18 protein-coding genes and 1 tRNA gene are annotated in these 19,636 nt (G+C 54.2%); 13 read left to right on the plus strand and 6 right to left on the minus strand.

What is annotated here, in order from left to right; all coding sequences use genetic code 11:
• Window positions 1–56 precede the first annotated feature (56 nt).
• The 4 genes from ACT3RW_RS07735 to ACT3RW_RS07750 all read right to left on the minus strand — a co-directional run bounded on the left by ACT3RW_RS07735 (window position 57) and on the right by ACT3RW_RS07750 (window position 3,466).
• Window positions 57–1,034, minus strand: a complete 978-nt coding sequence (locus tag ACT3RW_RS07735) for an alpha/beta fold hydrolase (protein WP_444613371.1) — start codon at window positions 1,032–1,034, stop codon at window positions 57–59.
• A gap of 107 nt (window positions 1,035–1,141) precedes the next feature.
• A tRNA-Leu gene (locus tag ACT3RW_RS07740) sits at window positions 1,142–1,225 on the minus strand.
• A gap of 228 nt (window positions 1,226–1,453) precedes the next feature.
• The gene (locus tag ACT3RW_RS07745) at window positions 1,454–2,101 is read right to left on the minus strand and encodes an NADPH-dependent F420 reductase (protein WP_444613372.1); all 648 of its coding nucleotides are present in this window, start codon (window positions 2,099–2,101) and stop codon (window positions 1,454–1,456) included.
• An 81-nt stretch (window positions 2,102–2,182) separates the two neighbouring features.
• On the minus strand, window positions 2,183–3,466 hold the full coding sequence (locus tag ACT3RW_RS07750; protein WP_131088170.1) for an Nramp family divalent metal transporter: 1,284 nt from the start codon (window positions 3,464–3,466) through the stop codon (window positions 2,183–2,185).
• A 242-nt stretch (window positions 3,467–3,708) separates the two neighbouring features.
• On the opposite strand from ACT3RW_RS07750, the gene ACT3RW_RS07755 reads away from it, so the two are divergent.
• From ACT3RW_RS07755 to ACT3RW_RS07775, 5 genes are all read left to right on the plus strand, one after another.
• A complete protein-coding gene (locus ACT3RW_RS07755) occupies window positions 3,709–4,377 on the plus strand; it encodes a response regulator transcription factor (RefSeq protein WP_131088171.1) in 669 nt (222 codons plus the stop codon).
• A gap of 179 nt (window positions 4,378–4,556) precedes the next feature.
• Complete coding sequence (locus ACT3RW_RS07760) at window positions 4,557–5,807, plus strand: sensor histidine kinase (RefSeq protein ID WP_444613373.1); 1,251 nt, start codon at window positions 4,557–4,559, stop codon at window positions 5,805–5,807.
• Window positions 5,800–6,774 carry a TAXI family TRAP transporter solute-binding subunit gene (locus ACT3RW_RS07765; RefSeq protein WP_444613374.1) on the plus strand — a complete coding sequence of 325 codons (975 nt, stop codon included), beginning with the start codon at window positions 5,800–5,802 and terminating at the stop codon, window positions 6,772–6,774. Before ACT3RW_RS07760 ends, ACT3RW_RS07765 begins: the two co-directional genes overlap by 8 nt.
• A gap of 86 nt (window positions 6,775–6,860) precedes the next feature.
• Window positions 6,861–8,177 (plus strand): M20/M25/M40 family metallo-hydrolase, encoded by a 1,317-nt coding sequence (locus ACT3RW_RS07770; RefSeq protein WP_444613375.1) that lies wholly within the window; start codon window positions 6,861–6,863, stop codon window positions 8,175–8,177.
• Window positions 8,178–8,220: 43 nt separating this feature from the next.
• Window positions 8,221–9,360 (plus strand): acyl-CoA dehydrogenase family protein, encoded by a 1,140-nt coding sequence (locus tag ACT3RW_RS07775; protein ID WP_444613376.1) that lies wholly within the window; start codon window positions 8,221–8,223, stop codon window positions 9,358–9,360.
• On the opposite strand, the gene ACT3RW_RS07780 is transcribed toward ACT3RW_RS07775, so the two are convergent.
• A complete protein-coding gene (locus ACT3RW_RS07780) occupies window positions 9,357–9,596 on the minus strand; it encodes a DUF5703 family protein (RefSeq protein ID WP_131088176.1) in 240 nt (79 codons plus the stop codon). The genes ACT3RW_RS07775 and ACT3RW_RS07780 overlap by 4 nt on opposite strands.
• Window positions 9,597–9,640: 44 nt before the next feature.
• On the opposite strand from ACT3RW_RS07780, the gene ACT3RW_RS07785 reads away from it, so the two are divergent.
• The 3 genes from ACT3RW_RS07785 to mshC all read left to right on the plus strand — a co-directional run bounded on the left by ACT3RW_RS07785 (window position 9,641) and on the right by mshC (window position 12,143).
• Window positions 9,641–9,850, plus strand: a complete 210-nt coding sequence (locus tag ACT3RW_RS07785; RefSeq protein WP_262197798.1) for a hypothetical protein — start codon at window positions 9,641–9,643, stop codon at window positions 9,848–9,850.
• Window positions 9,851–9,928: 78 nt separating this feature from the next.
• A complete protein-coding gene (locus tag ACT3RW_RS07790; protein WP_262197797.1) occupies window positions 9,929–10,753 on the plus strand; it encodes an undecaprenyl-diphosphate phosphatase in 825 nt (274 codons plus the stop codon).
• A gap of 127 nt (window positions 10,754–10,880) precedes the next feature.
• A complete protein-coding gene (gene mshC, locus ACT3RW_RS07795) occupies window positions 10,881–12,143 on the plus strand; it encodes a cysteine--1-D-myo-inosityl 2-amino-2-deoxy-alpha-D-glucopyranoside ligase (RefSeq protein WP_131088179.1) in 1,263 nt (420 codons plus the stop codon).
• Window positions 12,144–12,192: 49 nt separating this feature from the next.
• Here mshC and ACT3RW_RS07800 read toward each other — a convergent pair whose 3' ends face one another.
• Window positions 12,193–13,101: a proteasome assembly chaperone family protein gene (locus ACT3RW_RS07800; RefSeq protein ID WP_444613377.1), complete on the minus strand. Its 909-nt coding sequence runs from the start codon at window positions 13,099–13,101 to the stop codon at window positions 12,193–12,195.
• A gap of 82 nt (window positions 13,102–13,183) precedes the next feature.
• Between ACT3RW_RS07800 and ACT3RW_RS07805 the strand changes: the two genes are divergently transcribed.
• From ACT3RW_RS07805 to dop, 5 genes are all read left to right on the plus strand, one after another.
• The gene (locus tag ACT3RW_RS07805; protein WP_444613378.1) at window positions 13,184–13,897 is read left to right on the plus strand and encodes an HAD family hydrolase; all 714 of its coding nucleotides are present in this window, start codon (window positions 13,184–13,186) and stop codon (window positions 13,895–13,897) included.
• A complete protein-coding gene (locus ACT3RW_RS07810) occupies window positions 13,894–15,021 on the plus strand; it encodes a site-2 protease family protein (protein WP_444613379.1) in 1,128 nt (375 codons plus the stop codon). The genes ACT3RW_RS07805 and ACT3RW_RS07810 overlap by 4 nt, the downstream gene beginning before the upstream one ends.
• A gap of 43 nt (window positions 15,022–15,064) precedes the next feature.
• The gene (locus ACT3RW_RS07815; RefSeq protein ID WP_131088183.1) at window positions 15,065–16,120 is read left to right on the plus strand and encodes a tRNA (adenine-N1)-methyltransferase; all 1,056 of its coding nucleotides are present in this window, start codon (window positions 15,065–15,067) and stop codon (window positions 16,118–16,120) included.
• A 201-nt stretch (window positions 16,121–16,321) separates the two neighbouring features.
• Window positions 16,322–17,977, plus strand: coding sequence for a proteasome ATPase (gene arc / locus ACT3RW_RS07820; RefSeq protein WP_131089762.1), 1,656 nt, complete (start codon window positions 16,322–16,324; stop codon window positions 17,975–17,977).
• Complete coding sequence (dop, locus tag ACT3RW_RS07825; protein WP_262197794.1) at window positions 17,974–19,590, plus strand: depupylase/deamidase Dop; 1,617 nt, start codon at window positions 17,974–17,976, stop codon at window positions 19,588–19,590. Before arc ends, dop begins: the two co-directional genes overlap by 4 nt.
• The last annotated feature ends 46 nt before the right edge of the window (window positions 19,591–19,636 follow it).

The raw sequence follows: 19,636 nt of genomic DNA on the forward strand, positions 1-19,636 counted from the left end.
TCCAGAAGAGTAGGGGAGTGACCGAAATTTTCCGTCAAAGATCCGTCTTGATGCTATCAAGAAGCGCTATTGATCATTTTCAGATTGGCAGCAGTCCAGAGCTGCACCATTTCTTCGCCTCCGTGTGCATCCCTTGCGGCGATTATCAGTTCCGAATGAGCCCAACCTTGATGCAGTTTCCATGCAGTGCTCACTGGGCTTGAGACGTCGTATCGACCATGGATGAAGACTGCTGGAATATGTTGGATGCGGCCCAAGTTTTCCAAGATCGGAGGATGGCAGAACCCATCGTTGGCCCAGAAATGCGTGGTTAGCCGGGTCATCGTGTGTCTGAATTCTGAATCATTCCATCGGGGATCGCGCGTGACTTCTTTGTGGCCCAGCGAGATATGGGTATCTTCCCACAGCGCCCATTCATCGGATGCCTGATCACGAAGATCTGTGTCCGCTGACCAGAGCATCGCGGCATACGCCTCCACTAAGCTGATTGTTCCTGATCGGTAGTGCGGCACATGCGCCCCGGCGAACGTTGAGAGCCGATCCCACGCTTCAGGGAAGATCGAACCGACCCCTTCGGAGATCCATTGGATTTCGCTTTGGCTGGTGGTTGTCACCGCGAACAGTACGAGACCACGAACTCGATTCGGATGGGCCAGAGCATAGGCTAAAGCCAGTGTGGAGCCCCAAGAAACGCCGTTGATGATCCACTGCTCAATACCCAGATAAATACGAAGCGCTTCAATGTCGTCGATGAACTTCTGGGTGGTGAAATCATCAGCAAGGACATGCGGATTTGAGGCGGACGGCGTGGAACGCCCACAACCACGTTGCTCAAAACCCACCAGACGTGTGCGGCTCAGATCCCATCGATGACGATAACCCGAAGAGCCTAATGTGCCGCCCGGCCCGCCGTGTAGGTGCAACGCTGGTATTCCATCAGGGGCGCCGAATTCTTGCCAATACAAGCGATGACCGTCATTGACGGTGAGGAAGCCGTGGTCGGACGGTGCGGCTGATTCAGCGGTAGAAGACACGTTCAAATCATAGGCCAGCAGCGCCTGCTTGGTGGATAACCCTGGATCCTCAGAACCATGAAAAAAAGAAATCCCGATTGACCGTAGTCAACCGGGATTTCTACCTGTGCGCGAAAGGGGACTTGAACCCCTACCCTCTTTCGAGGACTAGCACCTCAAGCTAGCGCGTCTACCTATTCCGCCACCCGCGCAGGTTATTCGTTGTTCGCGTTGTTATCGCTGGCAACGAAGTAAAACATTACCATCCCCTGCCGATGTTTTCCAATCGGGCAACTCTGCGCCAAATGTGCTGAAAATTCCCGTGAACTCGCGGAAAATCATGGGCTGAGTAGTCCGTTAAGGAGAATTTCTAGCATTTCAGTGTCAAGCGTCACATGATATTTGCATTGCTGACCTAGTGAAGTGGGGTTTTTGTCGCCTCAACGGCCAATTTTTCCGGTGAGTCTGCGCGTTAGCTCATCCACGCCCAGAACTTCATTAAAAATCTCTCCGCCGGGCTCTAGGTGCTTGCCTTCAGCTAGGCTTGAAAGGATTACCGGAAAGAACCCGAGCTGCTCAATGAGGCTGGCAACGACTTTAGCGTCTTGAGCATTGTTGGAAGCCGTGCCAAGGGCGCGCTGAGAAGTCGCTTTTGCCACGCTGTCTGCATCCAAATCCCAATGGCTAATGTGATTCAGCGCTTTGACGAGGCGTGCCTGCGCGAAGCGCTCTGCCACTGCTTCAGAGCTGGACAGGCCCCGCGATAGTGAGTCTTCGAACCATTGCGGTAGTGGCTCATCTTGCCAGCGGTTGGTTGCATCCACGAGCAGGGAGCCTGAAGGGATATCGGGGTCCACCTCGTCCAGTTCTTCTTGGGGCACCATGAATACAACCAATTCCACGTCGTTAGCGACGTCTTCGGCCGAAACTGCAACGGCCTTAGGGGCATACTGCGCCAAATGGTATTTCATCATCCGTGGAGGACGAGACCCGGCAATGTTCACATCAATTCCGCTGGAGGCCGCTGCTCTGGCTAATGCTGTGCCGGCGCGGCCTGCCCCAAGGATTCCGATTTTTTTGATGCTCATTACCTCAGCTTAAGGGCCTAAGCCGTCGGCCCATGCCAATGTTGCGCATGAATCGACGGCTTAGCGAAATAGTTGAAAAGTTTATCCGGCCCACAATGGAGACAGTGACTTATAAAGCTGCTGAATGCCGAGAATGATGAACAACGCGGCAGTGATAGCCAGAGCGGTATTAGTGTGCCAACGGTTGGCCCACTGCTTGGGAATTCGCTTGCCATTAAGCAATCCCAGAAGCGTCACGGCCAGGAATGGCATGAACAATGCGCCCAGGACACCGTAAGCAAGGATCAGTGCAATCGGCTTGTCCAAAAGGAATAGCACCATCGGTGGGAACGTAAGCCAGAGGACGTAGAACTTGAAGTACTTGCCGCCGGTCATCGTGTCTGGGTGATTGGCCGGACGCTTACGCATGTGGCCCCAGAAGTCAGCGAACATCAGCGATACGCCGTTCCACACGCCGATGATCGAGGAGAAGGAAGCAGCCCAGAATCCAACGAGGAATCCGTTGCCTACCAGAACGCCGTACTTCTGGCGTAGAACTTCTGATAGATCCAGCAGCCCTTCGTCGCCACCGGTGATGGCGACGCCCGCGGACTGAACTACTTCGGCGCCAACGATCAACATGGCAATCACGAAGATACCGGTCATCACGTAGGCCATTGAATTATCAATGCGCATCACGCGCATCCATCTAGGGGAGTACCAGCCCTTTTCGCGCAGCCAGTAGCCGTATGCTGCCAGGGTGATCGTTCCGCCGACGCCGCCGGCCAGGGCCAAGGTGTAGACCACGCCACCAGCAGGGATCATCGGAATGAGGCCCTTGAGCATATTGGGCACGTTCGGTACGGCGATGACCGCAAGACCAACAACGGTCACAAACATGATGCCCACGAGCACCGCGGTAATTTTTTCGAAGAACTGATAGCGGCCGAACCAGACCATCACAAAACCGAGCAGGCCCATCAGTACGGCCCAGATCTTCAAATCGATAGCAGGCATGAGCGCTGCCAACGGTAGTGCTGCCGAACTCATGGCGGTAGCACCGTATACAAATCCCCAAATGATGATGTACGGGCCGAAGTACCAGGTAGTCCATTTGCCCAGGGTCTTCCATCCTTCAAAGATGGTCTTGCCGGTCGCTAGGGTGTAACGCCCTGCGCCTTCAACCAAGACAATCTTTAAGATGACACCGAGGATGACCGCCCAAAGTAATGCGTAGCCGTATTGGCTACCGGCAACAAGGGTGGCGACCATGTCGGCTGCGCCAACGCCCGTGGCGGCAACAACCAGTCCGGGGCCAATAATCTTCCAGCGCGGAGGTCCGTCGCTTTCTAATGAGGCGCCGGGCGCCTGGGTGCTTTCGCTCATGAAGTCTTTCCTTTGGTCACAGTGCGAGTCGCTTCGGCTTCCATCGACAGTGATGCGTGCCACAAGCGCAGGAGATCGTTATCCATACTGGTAGTGATTTACGTTACTCGCAAACTGAAGTGCAACTACTTACACTTTCTTAGGATTTGGGGAGCTCAAAAAGGATTTGAGCCCGTCAGCTTGCTAGAATTGACAGGTCATGGAGGATTCAATCCTCGTCTCTGAACGCCAAGGGTGGTGCCGTGCAGCTATTGATCGTCGAAGACGACCAAGCCCTAGCGAACGCGCTCACCGACGCAGTCACAGCTTCTGGGCATCAAGCCAATCATGTGGCAAATGGGGCCGACGCACTCTTGCGGCACCAACAAGCTGAGCTGATTCTCCTAGACCTTGGTCTGCCTGATATTCATGGGCTCGAAGTCCTGCGCAAACTCCGACTGGTGAGCGACGTGCCGGTCATCATTCTTACCGCCCAAGATGATGAACGAAGTGTGGTTCGTGGACTACGGCAAGGCGCTGATGACTTTCTCATCAAACCTGTAGGGCTCAGCGTTCTCTTGGCGAGAATTGAAGCGGTAGCTCGTCGCTCCAAGGCGAGCCAGGGAATCTCGTCACAGCGCATAGTTGCCGGACCGCTACTGATCGACCTAGATAAGCATGAGGCCACGCTCTTGGGGCGCAGCCTTGGCCTGACTGCCAAGGAGTTTGACCTCTTGCATCTGCTGGCACAGCATACTGGTTCTGTGGTGACTCGCGAACAGATCCTTGATCAGCTCTGGGGTGATGCGTTCTTAGCCGTTTCACGCTCGTTGGATGTGCATCTAACGGGACTGCGGTCAAAATTGGCGAGCCCGGGGATGATCATCAATGTGCGTGGTGTTGGTTATCGCCTTGAAGTACCTAACTCGTGAGGTTCAGGGTACTCGGAGTGTTCGGAGCGCTCATTAGTGTAATTGTGGTGCTGCTTTGCGTAGTGCTTGTGCAAAGCGCTAGTCGAGATGTGACTGCAGATGTCCAAGTTAACAGGTTGGCGTCGCTCAACCGGTTCGTCCAGCTTTCATCCCAAGCGCAAAGCAACGACGAATTGAACATGTTGCAGATTGAAATGGACACCTACTCCGAACTTTATGGGGAAGGCCTGCTGATCATTCGGGATGGGAAACGACTTGTTTCTGGAGGTATAGACCCGAACAATTCCCAAGTTCAAGAAGCTGTTTACGCCGCCGGACTCAACTTAGAACAAAGCAAAATTTCCGAGATTAGCCCCTTCTCTAAAACTCAGACGTTGATCACGCGACCCTTTGGAAATTCAGCGCAGGTGCTGGGATCAGTGACGATGCAGGTGAACCTTGAACACGCACGATTGCGGGTTCTGCATATATCGACAGTTCTTGTGCTGATTACACTGAGCATCGGTGCCGGATTCCTGCTTGTGGCCGACCGTCTCACCACTTGGGTATTGCGTCCTGTTCACCACCTTGACGATGCCGTTCAACTACTATCCAAGACTCAACGTCCGGTCACCATGGAAGAAGAAGGGCCACCGGAACTACGCAAGTTGTCCCGTTCGGTCAGCCTGATGGCACAAACCATGGCGACAAGTTTGCAACAACAACGAGAACTGATTGCAGAAACTTCGCATCAACTGCGCAACCCCGTAGCAGCCTTGCGACTTCGCGTAGATCTGCTGAACCTACGTCTATCTAAAGACGAAGATATTGCGGGTTTGAAACTAGTCGAGTTGGAGCTTTCGCGAGTGGAGGCCTTATTGGATGGGGTGCTTCGACTCGCTACGGCAGAACATCGGCTTAATGAACAAGGAGCCGAAGGGCCACTGCCAGAGGTTCAGCGACAACCCGAACAGATCAACGTGTGGCAAATAGTTGTTGAAGAAACCGAACGGCAATCATTGGCTGCCGTCGAATCAGGCAATCAACTCTCTACCGCTGTTCCGGAAGGTCCTGCAGGAGAGCTGATGGTGTGGTGCAACAGCTTCGAGTTGCAACAAATGTTGGCTGAGTTGCTATCCAACGCCTTTAAATACGCGCCAGGAACCCTGATTACGCTGAGTGTTAATTCACTTCCTACCGCTGTAGAAATCGTCATTGAAGACCACGGCAACGGAATGAGTGAAGCCGACCTCGCACACGCTGGCGAACGGTTCTGGCGAGGAAACAACGACACGACGAGTCCAGGCACTGGGCTCGGTATCGCCATTGTCGATCGCTTGGCAAGGGCCAATTTCGGAGAGCTGAAGCTAACGTCGGATCACGACTCGGGACTACGTGCGGCCATAACCCTACCGCGCGTATCGACATCGGAGGAGGGCCGGCGTGAGTGAAAATAACGGGATAAAGCGACGCACGCTTCTTCGGAGTCTGTTGGGTCTTCCGCTGGCGAGCACACCGATAGTACTTAGCGCCTGCAGCTCACCGAGGCCAACATCAAACTTGGTTATTGCCTCCGGAGAAGAAGGAGGCATGTACTACGAATTTGCGCAGCTCTTGTCCACGGCCATCGAGGACGCTGGCCTTGCTGAAGATGCACAAGTTCTCAGGACGCAGGCAACAGCCCAGAATCTACAGCTTCTTGCCGACGGTAAAGCTCAACTTGCACTGGGTCTAGCTGACACCGTTGCGCAGTTTAATAACGTGAGAGAAGTCGACCAGCAGTTATTGGCGCTCGGCAGGATCTATCAAAATTATTTCCATTGCATCGTGAACGCAGATAGCAGGATCAACACGCTTGCAGAACTGGCCGACAAGAGAATCGGGACAGGGGCACCAGGGTCCGGAACATGGGTAACCGGACAACGAATTTTGAAGGCATCGGGTCTCAAAGACGTTGATCAACCGCCCGTGGAAACCAAGCTTGGATATAGCGCTGGGATTCACGCGCTAGGTCAAGGAAAGATTGACGCACTGTTCCTCTTCGGAGGAATGCCAGTGACGGCACTGACAAAATTAGCCAGCGAGCGGAAGCTAAGACTCCTCGACGTTTCAGCAGTTCTACCTAAATTACGTGAGGCCGACCCGGGCCTGTACGACCAAGTGCTGATTCCTAAAAACACCTATCCAGGCGTTGCAGAGGTCAACACCATTGGTGTGAGCAACCTACTGATGACCCGTACGGATCTACCCAACAAGACTGCTTCAGCAATCGTCAAGATGCTTGCCACACGGTCAACTGTGCTCATCCCGTCAGGCAGCGCAGGAATTCAAAACCTGACCGCTGAGACCTTAATTAGCACCGCGGGCCAACGATTACACCCCGGCGCCCGCGAAGCCTACGAACAATTACACGGATAAGTGTTTCATTCGCTCTACCAGCGACGAATTGAGTTCTGCGCACTAGGGTGGTTACTAAAATAACAGCTGCGAAAGGTACTTGCCCGATGACTACTGCTACTGCCATTGAACGTATGGAACAAGAAGCTATAGACATCTGTCGAGATCTGATCAGAATTGATACAACCAACTTTGGTGGCAATAAAGGCGCCGGAGAACTTGAAGCCGCCCAATACGCAGTGCGGCGTTTCGAAGCTGTAGGACTAGAAGCAAAGATTTACGAGTCAGTGCCGGGCAGGGCCAACGTAGTTCTGCGTATCCCTGGAACCGATTCAACGCTGCCAGCACTGATTGTTCATGGGCACCTCGACGTTGTTCCAGCCATTGCTGAAGACTGGAGCGTTGACCCATTTGGGGCCGAGATCATTGACTCAATGATTTGGGGCCGCGGGGCAGTGGACATGAAAAACATGGATGCCATGATCATTGCTGCAATCCTTCATCTACACCGTGAAAATCTCACTCCACGTCGAGACCTCATTATCGCTTTCTTTGCTGACGAAGAAGCTGGCGGAGACTACGGTGCGGGTTGGATGGTAAAAAATCATCCGGACCTGTTTGCCGGCGCCGAAGAAGCGATTAGTGAGGTTGGCGGATTCTCTGTAGACATCAATGGTCGCCGAGCCTACATGCTGCAAACAGCAGAAAAGGGCATCGCGTGGCTCAAGCTCACTGCACAAGGAATGGCAGGTCACGGATCGCAGATTAACGCTGACAATGCGGTGACCAGCTTGGCCGCAGCGGTTCATCGTATTGGCGAGTATCAATGGCCGTTGTCCTATACGAAGACCACCACGTCGTTGATGGAACAAGTCGCTGAACTGACCGGTTTGGAATTTGATCCCGCCAACCCGCAGCCACTGCTTGAAGCCATGGGAAACGTCTCCCGGTTTGTCGGCGCAACGTTGCAAAACACGGCCAACCCATCAGCCTTGCAAGCAGGATACAAACACAATGTCATCCCCGGACAAGCTGAAGCTCTCATCGATTGCCGCACGTTACCGGAAGAACATGAAGCAACATTGGCTACCTTGCGCGAGCTGGCAGGAGACCGGGTTGAGCTCTCCATGGTGCATGAACAAGATTCCTTAGAAGTACCGTTTGCCGGAAACCTCGTGGACAGCATGGTGAAGTCTTTGTTGGATGAAGATCCTGAAGCTATCGTTCTGCCGTACATGCTCTCGGGAGGAACCGACAACAAATGGCTGGCGACCCTAGGCATTACCGGATACGGTTTTGCGCCGCTACAACTTCCACCGGAACTGGACTTCACGGGAATGTTCCACGGCGTAGACGAACGAGTCCCAGTAGATTCGATCAAGTTTGGCGTCCGGGTTCTGGAGAACCTCTTGCGTAGCTACTAATGCTTTCGCGCCTCACTCATCAATAAGTTTCAGGAGAAGTTAGTTGTCAATTGAGTCAGTCCTATCGGAGCAGTTGCTCGAACGATTCCGGGAACGCGCCACAAAATACGATGCAGAGAATACGTTCTGCACCGAGGACTTTGAAGAGTTAGTTTCCCTGGGATATCTCAAGGCCTTGATCCCAGTTCAAGATGGGGGACTGGGATGGAATTTTGAGCAGCTTGCCCTAGCACAACGCCGGCTTGCCACCGCCGCACCAGCAACCGCCTTGGCCATTAACATGCACCAGGTTTGGGCTGGTGTTGCCTATCTTCTTTCGGCACGAGGCGATACGCGCCTACAGATGGTGACTAACTGGATTGCTCAAGGCGAGGTGATGGCCTTCGGAATTTCGGAGCCAGGCAACGACTCGGTGCTTTTTGATTCCAAGACCAGCGCCGTCAGTGAAGCAGACGGATCGGTGACCTTTAATGGAATCAAGATTTTCACTTCACTCTCACCGGCATTTACCCGCCTAGGCGTATTCGGCAAGGATGAAGCGAACAATGAATTGGTGCATGGCTTCGTAGCTAAGGGCCAAGGCGTTGAATCCCTGGGGGATTGGAACACCCTAGGTATGCGAGCGAGTCAATCACACACAACTAAACTGCGCGATGCCGTGGCACCTGAAGAATGGGTTCACAGCCGACTTCCCATCGGTCCCAACTCAGACTTGCTCGTCTTTGGAATTTTCGCCTCATTCCTGACGCTGACCGCAAGCGTTTATGTGGGTATCGCTGACCGGGCTGTGAGCATGGCGCAAGAAACGCTGAACAAAAAAGTTCGTCACGACGGAACAAAGTACTCACAGGACGTTCGATCTCGCGGGCTACTAGCTGATGCGGCCATGCGCCTAATTTCCTTAGACGCGCTACAGCGCTCAGTGGCTGGCGATTTGGATTCTAAGGTGGACCACCGCGAAGAATGGTTCCCGAAGCTGGTCACGTTACGCACTATTGCTGGTGCGAGTGCGCGGGAGAATGTTCAGGTCCTTGGACAGCTCGTTGGTGGCGGGGGATATTTCCGAGGATCAGAATTCGAAAGACTGTACCGCGACGTTCAAGCCAGCTGGTATCACCCCTCTAATGCTGCCTCCGCTGCCAACACCGTTGCTTCTTGGCTCGTTGGCCCGCTAGAGAGCTAGTTCATGGGTGGCAGGGTACTTCGAATGCGCATAACCCTGCGGCGTAGCCAATACTTGTACGCCCCGCCCTCGTAACGGCATGTGCGCATGAGCTCCCATTTGCCGTTGTCAGCATGCTCGCGTAGCGCCGCGCGGGCTAGGTGCACTGGTTCGGTGGGGAACGACGTGATCACCAAATATTCGAAGCGCTGTTCATCGGAATGATGTAGCGATGGCTTAATTATTTCTTGAAGCACCTTGCCCCCTATCTAAAGAACCCTTTGCGTTGTAGCGTAATGCCATGAGCACTGATCCCAGTTTTGCACTGCAATCATTGATTGCCCGGCTTGAGCAGCATCTGGCTGTTGTCTCGCAGAGTCGTGGCGCCGCCGAATCTTCCGTTGATGCTGCATTTGGTGTACTCGCGGATGCCTTCGAAGACTACGAAGACGCTCTCTATGACCAGTATTCCGAACTTTTGCCTTTCACCATACCTTCAGACGATCAGTGAGTACGACCACGGGGTGAATTTCGCCCCAATCGTGTTTTTTAGACACGATCCTCGTTGGCAGTGAAGTAATGTCAAGGGGTGAATTGGTTTGAAGCAGCATTCCTCGGATTGATCCAGGGCCTGACCGAGTTCCTCCCGATCTCGTCCTCAGCGCACCTCCGTATCGTTGGTGAACTCCTACCCAACGCCCAAGACCCCGGTGCAGCCTTTACGGCTATCACCCAGCTTGGTACCGAAACCGCAGTGATCTTGTTCTTCTGGCGAGACATTGTGCGCATCATCGGCGCCTGGTGCAAGGCACTGGTCGGTAAGGTTCCGCATTCGGATCCCGACGCCAAAATGGGCTGGCTGATTATTGTCGGCTCCATCCCCATTGCAGTTTTGGGAATCTTGCTCGAAGACTACATCGATTCGAACTTCCGTTCGCTGTGGATTGTAGCGACCACGCTGGTTGTCTTTGGTCTCTTCTTGGCAATCGCCGACCACTACGGCAAGCAGAAGCAGGGCTTGGAGGATCTTACCGTCAAGCACGGCATCCTTTATGGTCTTGCCCAGGCTATGGCGCTGATTCCAGGCGTCTCGCGCTCTGGTGGAACGATCACCGCAGGTTTGCTCATGGGATACACCCGTGAAGCGGCAGCCCGCTACTCGTTCCTCTTGGCTATCCCAGCGGTCTATGCCTCTGGTCTATACAAATTGGTGAAGACCTTCGATGAGCCAGGCGTTTATAGCCTTGGCCAGACCGGCTTGGCTACGGCCATTGCCTTCGTTGTTGGTTTCTTTATTGTCGGTTGGTTCTTGAAGTTTGTCTCCACCCACTCGTACCGGTTCTTCGTCTGGTACCGCATCTTGCTGGGTCTAGTACTCTTTGTTGCTTTGGGCTTCGGCCTGATCAACGCATAATCTGCATAATTGGAGATGTCCGTGGAACGCTTCACGGACATCTCTGCGTTAACGGGAATAAACCTAGTCCTGCTTCACTTGGACTTAAAGGAACAAAATCGTCGCATCTGCGAAAGGACGTACATCAGTGCACGCGTGGAAAAACCCTGAGGTACCTCAGGTGGTTGGTTCAGCACCAATACTGGAACTTTTTAACACCGCCACCGGTAACCTGCAGGCCACCGCATCCGCGGACGCTGCCAAGGCCGATGCAAGCATGTACGTCTGCGGGATCACCCCGTATGACGCGACCCATATGGGCCATGCTTCCACCTATGTCACCTTCGACCTGGTGCACCGCACCTGGCTCGATAGCGGTCGTAGCGTTGCCTACTCGCAGAACATCACCGACGTTGACGATCCACTGCTAGAACGCGCAGAAGCTACTGGCGTTGACTGGCGCGATCTAGCCGAGGAACAAGTTCAGCTCTTCCGCGATGACATGGAAGCGCTGAACGTCATTCCTCCGCAGAACTACATTGGCGCAGTGGAGTCAATCAGCTGGTTGGTACCTGTAGTTGAGCAGCTGCTTGAGTCGGATCTGGCCTACAAGGTGCCAGCGGGCCCGGACGGTGTTGAAGGCGACATCTACTTCGACACCTATGCTGCACAGAACGACGCCTGGAAGTTAGGTTCGGTTTCCAACTACGACCGCGAAACTATGCTTGGCTTCTTCGCCGAACGAGGTGGCGACCCGCAGCGTGTTGGTAAGCGCGATTCGCTGGATCCACTGCTGTGGCGCGCGGCTCGCGAAGGTGAGCCGTCGTGGGACGGCGCAAAGCTAGGTACCGGGCGCCCGGGATGGCACATTGAGTGTTCGGTGATTGCTCGCAAGACCTTGCCAGCACCATTCACTGTTCAGGGTGGCGGATCAGATTTGATCTTCCCTCACCACGAATTCTCTGCCGCTCACGCTGCCGCCGGCGACCACCACGAGCTAGCTCAAACCTACGTTCACACCGGCATGGTCGGCTTGGACGGAGAAAAAATGAGCAAGTCTCTGGGCAACCTAGTCCTCGTTTCAAAGCTCCGTGCAGCTGGCGTTGAGCCAGTGGCAATTCGTGCGGTACTGCTCTCACAGCACTACCGTACCGATTGGTTCTGGACCGATGACCTGCTCGCTACCGCTCAAGAGCGTGTGGCTTCCTGGCGCGAGCGTCTGGAAACCACTTCGCAGCACGAAGCTACAACGCTGCTGGACAGCATTCGGTCCCACATGGCGAACGACCTCGACGCTCCTGGCGCATTGGATGCTATCGATCAGTGGGCTGCACAGCCTGCCGGTACTTCCAACGACGGCGCTCAGCTGTTGCGCGAGGGTATCGACGCGCTGCTAGGCCTCAAGCTTTAGGCCACAACGCAGTACGTAGATGATCGGATGATCATTGCAGGGATCGACTTCAGAATTCGAAGTCGGTCCCTGATCCATCTGGACGGTACTTTCCTCGTCGGCGCAAGTAGCGTTCGAACTCTCGAGCGATTGATTCACCGCTAGCTTCAGGAAGATTGCTGGTATCGGTAGCCTCTTCGAGCTGCTTCACGTACTTGGCCACATCGGGATCCGCCGCGGCCAGCTCATCAACGCCATGCTTCCACGCCAGGGCATCTTCGCGTAGTTGTTGATCTGCCACGGTGATGGGCAGCAACTCTTCGAGTATTTCAATGAATGCCAGCTGCACCCGAGGGCTAGGGGACTGGGCCACATAGTGCGAGAGCTGGGACCAGAGGGAGAGACAAGGGATCTGGCGACGCTGAAATTCAATACCCAAGATAGAAGGTATTCCGGTGGGACCTTCATAATCCGAAGGATCTACTTTGAAATACTCCTGGAACCGGACATCGTCGCTGCTCAGGGACGTCGGGACCGGGCGAGTATGCGGAACATCAGCCAATAATGCTCCAAGCGTCAAAATCGCCTGCGCATTATGTTCTTGAGCTATGTCTACGATTTGTGCACAGAAGTTTTTCCACTTAAAAGTAGGTTCCACGCCTATTACGACCAATAGGTCTGCGGCAGCTTGCGGAAGCGTTACCTTAAATATTTCAGTGCGTGGCCATTCCACCACTGCACCTTGATCGGTGCGTCGAGTCTTGGGACGGGAGAACTGGTAGTCGTAAAAGTCGTCTTCACCGATGGTGGCGATCAGCTCAAACGTGTTCTCTTCGAGTAATAAGCGCACCGCATCGCTGGCAGCTGAACCGGCATCATTCCATCCTTCAAAGGCCGCCACGACGATAGTGGGGCGAATCTCATGCTCACTCTGGGCAACATAAGTATTCAGCGTTGGGGTGTGGAAATCCTTGGTCAATGCAAACTCCTATCCAGCGTTCTAGCCCACGGCGTGGCTTGCCGAAGCGGCTTAGCCCCACTCTTCCATCTAGAATGGACTCATGCCAAGCACCAGTTTTGACTTTAATTCCGGCTCACACCCCAGAACACCGCAAGCGGTCCTCTGGGATATGGACGGCACCTTGATTGACACCGAACCTTATTGGATCGCTGCCGAGGAAGAACTGGTGACCGCACATGGTGGGCAATGGAGTGAAGAACAGGGCTTGTCGTTAGTTGGCAGTGCGCTTCCTAACTCGGCTCGCGTTCTCCAAGAAGCTGGCGTGAAACTTGATGTACGTCAGATTATCGATCTGCTCAGTGCCCAGGTGATCGCCGGCCTCAAGCGTGAAATTCCTTGGCGCCCCGGGGCCCGCGAATTGCTGACGGCCTGCAATCAAGCGGGAATTCCGCAAGCTTTGGTCACCATGTCTGAGCGCAGCATTGTCAACGAGCTATTGGAACAACTGCCAAAAGACACTTTTCTTACCTCCGTAACTGGCGAAGAAGTCAGCAAGGGCAAACCCAATCCGGAACCCTACCTTCGTGGACTTGAACTCCTTGGTGAAGCGCTGGACCAAAGCCTTGACGCTGAAAAGTGCATCGGATTTGAGGATTCAGTACCCGGTATCGCTTCGGCTTCGGCTGCAGGGCTGCATGCTGTACTGATCCCTAACGCCATTGATCCAGGCGACGGCAACTGGCGCCGTGTAGATAGCCTAGAAAACGTAGACGTAGCAGAAATGACTCGATGGTTGGTGCAGGTTAGCGCGTGAGCGAATCTTCAGAACAAGCTCCCGGAATTAAACTCGGCCGTATTGGCGGGGTTCCGGTATATCTTTCGAGCTCGTGGTTCATTATCACCGCTGTGATCACCATTTCGGTGGGACTGCAGCTGTCTCGGAGCCAATGGATCCCGGCCCTGAACGCCTACCTGATGGGTTTTGCGTGCGCTGTGGTCATCGCCCTTGCGGTATTGATCCATGAGGTCGCCCACGCCATGACGGCGCGGGCCTTCAAATGGCCAGATGCCCACATTGTGCTCACCCTGATGGGCGGTCACACCCAATTTGGTTCGTTCAAGGCTAAGCCTGGCGCCTCCCTCTGGGTAGCACTATCGGGACCTGTCTCGAACTTTGTCCTAGCTGGCACCGGCTGGTTGGTTCTTGAGAATCTCGAATTGAACGTCTACGCCAAACTTCTTTTGGACTTCTTTGTCTACGCGAACCTGTTGCTCGGTGCCTTTAACGCTTTGCCAGGCCTTCCACTCGATGGTGGACGGCTTGTTGAGTCGATTGTTTGGAAAGCCACCGGGTCCCAGTTCAAAGGCACTATCGCTTCAAGCTGGGTAGGTCGTGTGATTGCGATCGGCGTGGTCTTCTTCTTCGTGGTTTATCCGTACCTTCGCGGACAAGAAGTTCAAATCATCACCGCGGTGGTTGGGCTGATGGTGGCAATCTTCATGTGGCAGGCCACAACTTCGTTGATTGCCCACTCCAAGATGATGCTGAACCTTCCCACCGTGATCGCCTCAGATCTTATGAGCCCGGCCTCGGCCATGGTCTCCCAGGCCATGGTCTCCGACGTACTGACGCGGCAGAATCAACGCGAAGGCTCCATTATCCTTGTTGATGCCAAAGGCATGCCGGTGGGAGTCGTGGATATTCAAGCTCTTTCGCGTGTTGACCCAGCGAACGCTACGACGGTCCCCGCTCTGGCGGTCTCCAGGGCCCTGGGCCAAGGAGCCATCGTGTCCGAGGAGTCGGATGGCCGAGCATTGATCGACTACCTAGCAAGCGTTGACTCTGCAGAGTACGCGGTCATCAACGCCCAGGGGCAGGTTGTAGGACTGCTGCACCAGCGCGATATCGTCAAAGCCGTTACCGGCCGACGCAAGTAAACTTTTAAAGACTGTATAGAGCATTAAGAAAAGGATCACTCCAGTGAGCGAAGCCATCAGCCCGGCACCCCATGGTGCGGCAGCCCGACGTGGACCATTCCGCGTAGGCGACCGCGTGCAGTTGACCGACGAGAAGCGTCGAATCAACACCATCACCTTGCAAACCGGTGGTGAGTTCCATACGCATAAGGGTATGCTCCCGCATGAGGCCATTATCGGCTTGCCCGAGGGCTCGGTTATTGAGAACATCGATGGTTTTCGATACCAAGCGCTACGCCCACTGGCCAAGGATTTTGTGCTCTCCATGCCACGCGGCGCCACGGTGGTTTACCCCAAGGATGCTGCTCAAATTGTCCAGTTTGGTGACATCTTCCCGGGTGCACGCGTGGTGGAGGCCGGCGTAGGATCTGGCGCACTGTCCATTTCGCTACTGCGCGCGGTGGGCGATGATGGTTACCTGCACTCTTTTGAACGACGCGAAGAATTTGCAGATATTGCTCGCGGTAACGTCTCGACCGTTTTTGGCGGGGACCACCCTTCGTGGAAAATCTCCATCGGCGATTTCCAAGACAAAGTAGTTGAACTTGAAGAGCCAGCCAGCGTTGATCGTGTGGTGCTGGATATGCTCAGCCCATGGGAATGCCTTGAAGCTGTGGCCACTGTTCTTGCTCCTGGTGGCGTATGGACCAACTATGTTTCTTCGGTGACTCAGATGTCGCGTGTGGTTGAGGCTATTCGTTCTTCCGGGCAGTTCACTGAGCCTGAGTGCTTCGAAACCCTGGTCCGCGGATGGCACGTTGATGGTCTGGCTGTTCGTCCGGATCACCGCATGGTGGCACACACGGCATTCTTGATCACCTGCCGCCGATTAGCAGATTCCACTGATGCGATTCCAAAGGCTAAGCGCATCAAGGAGCACTCGTACTCTTCTGAAGATTTGAGCGCTTGGACTCGAGATCATGATGAGCAGCAGTGGAGTGCTGAGGCACTAGGCGAGCGTGGAATCTCCGATAAGAAGTTGCGTCGTGCCAATCGGGATGCCCATCAGGCTGTTCGTGTGCGTGAATCCCTGAATTCAGAAGAATCAGCAGACGACTAACTAGCAATACTTTCACATACTGAGACAATGCGTCTCAGTATGTGACTTCGGGCCCTGAGTGTTCTGCACTCGGGGCCCGAAGTTCTTAGGATGGATACAAGACGGTGCGCCAAGCACCGGAAAGCCTCGCTGTTGCTTTGATAGCCAGCGACGTTGCAAGTTGGGAGTTGGAACGTGAACGAACATCACGAGACAGAACAAATGGCCGAGCGTCTGCAAATGACCGAACGCCAAGTTAATGTACTGCGCGATAAGAATCGCAATCTCGACAAGCAACTTTCCGGGCTTAGCGGCAATAACCAGCGACTGGTTGCACTGCTGGAGACTACGCGTGAGCAGATCATTACCCTAAAGTCCGCGTTGGAAAGAGATGGGGACACCCCGTTCAGCTATGGCACGGTCGTAGCCAAGCACCCACGTAAACACCCCGAAGCAGGTCAAGGAATTGAGTCAACGGGTGCCCAAGGCGTTGACGTTGTCTATTCTGGACGCAAAATGCGAGTCGCCGTTAGTCCCTTGATGGACTTCGACTCAGTGCTTATCGGCCAGCAAGTTTTGCTTAACGAAGCGCTGGTTGTTGTAGCTGCCTTAGGTTTTGAAGAAACCGGCGAACTGGTCACCGTCAAGGAACTGTTGGACGATAATCTGGCCGTGGTCATGGCACGAGCCGATGACCAACGCGTTATCGAACTAGCGGACCCGTTGCGCAAAACGCATTTGCGGGTTGGTGACCAGCTCACCGTTGACTCACGCAGTGGCATGGCGGTTAGTCGCGTGCAGCTGACCGACATGCAGTCACTGGTTCTTGAAGAAGTTCCGGAGATTGCCTACTCCGATATCGGTGGTCTGAACTCGCAAATCGAGGCCATCAAAGACTCGGTCGAATTGCCCTTCACTCACCCAGAGCTGTACCGCGAACACGGGTTGAGCGCGCCTAAGGGAATCCTGCTATACGGGCCTCCAGGCTGCGGTAAGACGCTGATTGCCAAGGCTGTGGCACACTCGCTGTCCCAGCGTGTGTTGGAGCGTAAAGAGGGCAACAGTACCCGCAGTTACTTCTTGAACATCAAGGGGCCAGAGCTTCTAGATAAGTACGTGGGCGAGACCGAGCGTCATATCCGGTTGATCTTCGCCAGGGCCCGTGAAAAGGCTCTGCATGGCGATCCAGTTGTTGTCTTCTTTGACGAAATGGAAGCGTTATTCCGTACCCGCGGTACAGGTGTCTCTTCGGATGTCGAGACCACTATTGTTCCGCAGCTGCTGGCAGAAATTGACGGTGTTGAACGCCTGGATAACGTCATTGTTATCGGTGCCTCGAACCGTGAAGACATGATCGACCCAGCCATTTTGCGTCCAGGTAGATTGGACGTGAAGATCAAGATTCGGCGCCCCGATGCAGCTGGTGCGACAGAGATCTTCAGCAAGTATCTAACCACCAAGCTTCCATTGCATCAGACCGAACTGTCAGCTGACTCAGGCGATGCATCAGCGACCATCCGCCGGATGATTGATTCAACGGTGTCCGCGATGTATTCAACGGAGCGGATCAACGAATTCCTAGAGGTCACCTACGTGACCGGCGACAGCGAGATTCTTTACTTCAAGGACTTTGCCTCGGGCGCAGTGATTCACAACATCGTTGACCGAGCAAAAAAGCATGCCATCAAGGCACTGATAACCTCGGGCGAACGCGGTCTGAAAATGGAGTACCTGTTGCGTGCGGTTCGCGAAGAATTTGCTGAACACGAGGACATGCCAAACACCACCAACCCGGATGACTGGGCCAGAATTTCAGGACGCAAGGGGGAGCGAATTAGCAACATTCGCTCTTTGGTTAACCACCAGGCCGCCTCATGAGTGCACGCCGCCTAGTAGGGCTAGAAACCGAATACGGCATTATTCGCCCGCAGATGCCCAAGGCCAATGCCACGGTGCTTTCGGCGCAGATTGTTGATGCCTATGCGCAGTTAGTTGCCGAGCAGAGCACAAGTGCCACAGCAGCCCGTTGGGACTATGCCGACGAATCCCCATTGCAGGATGCCCGTGGTTTTGCCATGGACCGAGATCAGGCACATCCAAGCCAGCTCACCGACGCTGAACCGGGTTTGGACGAGCCTGGGATCTGGACTGCCGAGTCCATCGCTTTAGATGGAAATGATGCGCGCGTAGGGTCAACTCTGTACCAAGAGAAAGATTCCACCGAAGTTGTCATGAACATGGTTCTTGGCAATGGAGCAAGGCTCTATGTGGACCACGCGCACCCCGAGTACTCCAGCCCTGAATCCTTAACTCCACGTGCGGCAGTCTTGTGGGATCAAGCCGGCGATGAGGTGATGCGACGCGCGGCAGTGACGGCGCAACGCTTAGGTGGCGGTGAACTGTTGCTCTACAAGAACAACACTGATAACAAGTCCGTTTCCTACGGTTCGCACGAGAACTATCTCGTTCCTCGCGAGGTCGAATTCTCCTCCATTGTCAAAGGTCTGACCCCGTTCTTCGCCAGCCGACAAATCTTCTGCGGTTCCGGACGAGTAGGGCAGGGCATGCTTGGGCAAAAACCCGCCTTTCAGATCTCGCAACGTGCCGACTTCTTTGAAGCTGAAGTCGGTCTAGAAACGACCATCAACCGTCCAATTATCAATACCCGCGATGAGCCCCATGCAAACTGGGACAAATATCGTCGACTGCATGTGATCATTGGTGACGCGAACCTCGGCCAAATTTCAACGTTGCTTCGAGTTGGAACAACCAATCTGGTGCTCTCGCTGATTGAAGCAAATATGGCTCCGGATCTAGAACTGGCCGAACCAGTTGACGCACTTCAGCAAATTAGCCACGACCCTAGCCTGAAGGCAAAGGTCAGGCTCCGAGGTGGACGTGAACTCACCGCCATTGAGATTCAGCGACTCTATCTAGAAGCCAGTCAAAGGTATTGCACCGAGCGTGGAATCGACGATCCAGACACTGCCGAAATCTTGGAGCGCTGGGAAAATATTCTTGAGCTCCTTGAGCGTGATCCATTTTTAGCCGCGGATCAGGTCGATTGGATTGCCAAGTACAAGCTCATCAACGGGTTTACCCAACGTCACCAGTTGTCATTGGCTGACCCTAGAGTCGCAATGATGGATCTACAGTGGGCTGACTTGCGCACCGACAAGGGTCTGTATTACCGAATGGCAGCCAGAGGCGCGATGCAAACCCTGTTTAGCCAAGAACAAATCAATCAAGCAGTAACTAACCCGCCGGAAGACACCCGCGCATATCTGCGTGGAATGGCCCTGCAACGGTATGCCCCGTATGTGATTGCCGCGAACTGGGATGCATTGTCTTTCGCAGTTCCAGGCGCTCGGCAGATTAGTCGTTTCCATATGGCTGAGCCGCTGTACGGAACGCGAGAGAGCGTGGGCGACTTGTTTGATGCGCAGTTGCAGATTTCAGATTTTATTGATGAATTAGCTCGTCGTCGCTAAACAGCGCAGAATAGACATGAGTCTCAGGTCTTAGTCGAGATTCAAG

Source organism: Glutamicibacter sp. AOP5-A2-18, assembly GCF_052446055.1.
Lineage (GTDB): Bacteria > Actinomycetota > Actinomycetes > Actinomycetales > Micrococcaceae > Glutamicibacter.

Excerpts from the sequence above, each read along its gene's own strand:
- ACT3RW_RS07745 (WP_444613372.1), bottom strand. The coding sequence starts at position 2,101 with ATGAGCATCAAAAAAATCGGAATCCTTGGGGCAGGCCGCGCCGGCACA.
- ACT3RW_RS07750 (WP_131088170.1), bottom strand. The coding sequence starts at position 3,466 with ATGAGCGAAAGCACCCAGGCGCCCGGCGCCTCATTAGAAAGCGACGGA.
- ACT3RW_RS07760 (WP_444613373.1), top strand. The coding sequence starts at position 4,557 with ATGTTGCAGATTGAAATGGACACCTACTCCGAACTTTATGGGGAAGGC.
- ACT3RW_RS07770 (WP_444613375.1), top strand. The coding sequence starts at position 6,861 with ATGACTACTGCTACTGCCATTGAACGTATGGAACAAGAAGCTATAGAC.
- ACT3RW_RS07785 (WP_262197798.1), top strand. The coding sequence starts at position 9,641 with ATGAGCACTGATCCCAGTTTTGCACTGCAATCATTGATTGCCCGGCTT.
- ACT3RW_RS07805 (WP_444613378.1), top strand. The coding sequence starts at position 13,184 with ATGCCAAGCACCAGTTTTGACTTTAATTCCGGCTCACACCCCAGAACA.
- arc (WP_131089762.1), top strand. The coding sequence starts at position 16,322 with ATGGCCGAGCGTCTGCAAATGACCGAACGCCAAGTTAATGTACTGCGC.
- dop (WP_262197794.1), top strand. The coding sequence starts at position 17,974 with ATGAGTGCACGCCGCCTAGTAGGGCTAGAAACCGAATACGGCATTATT.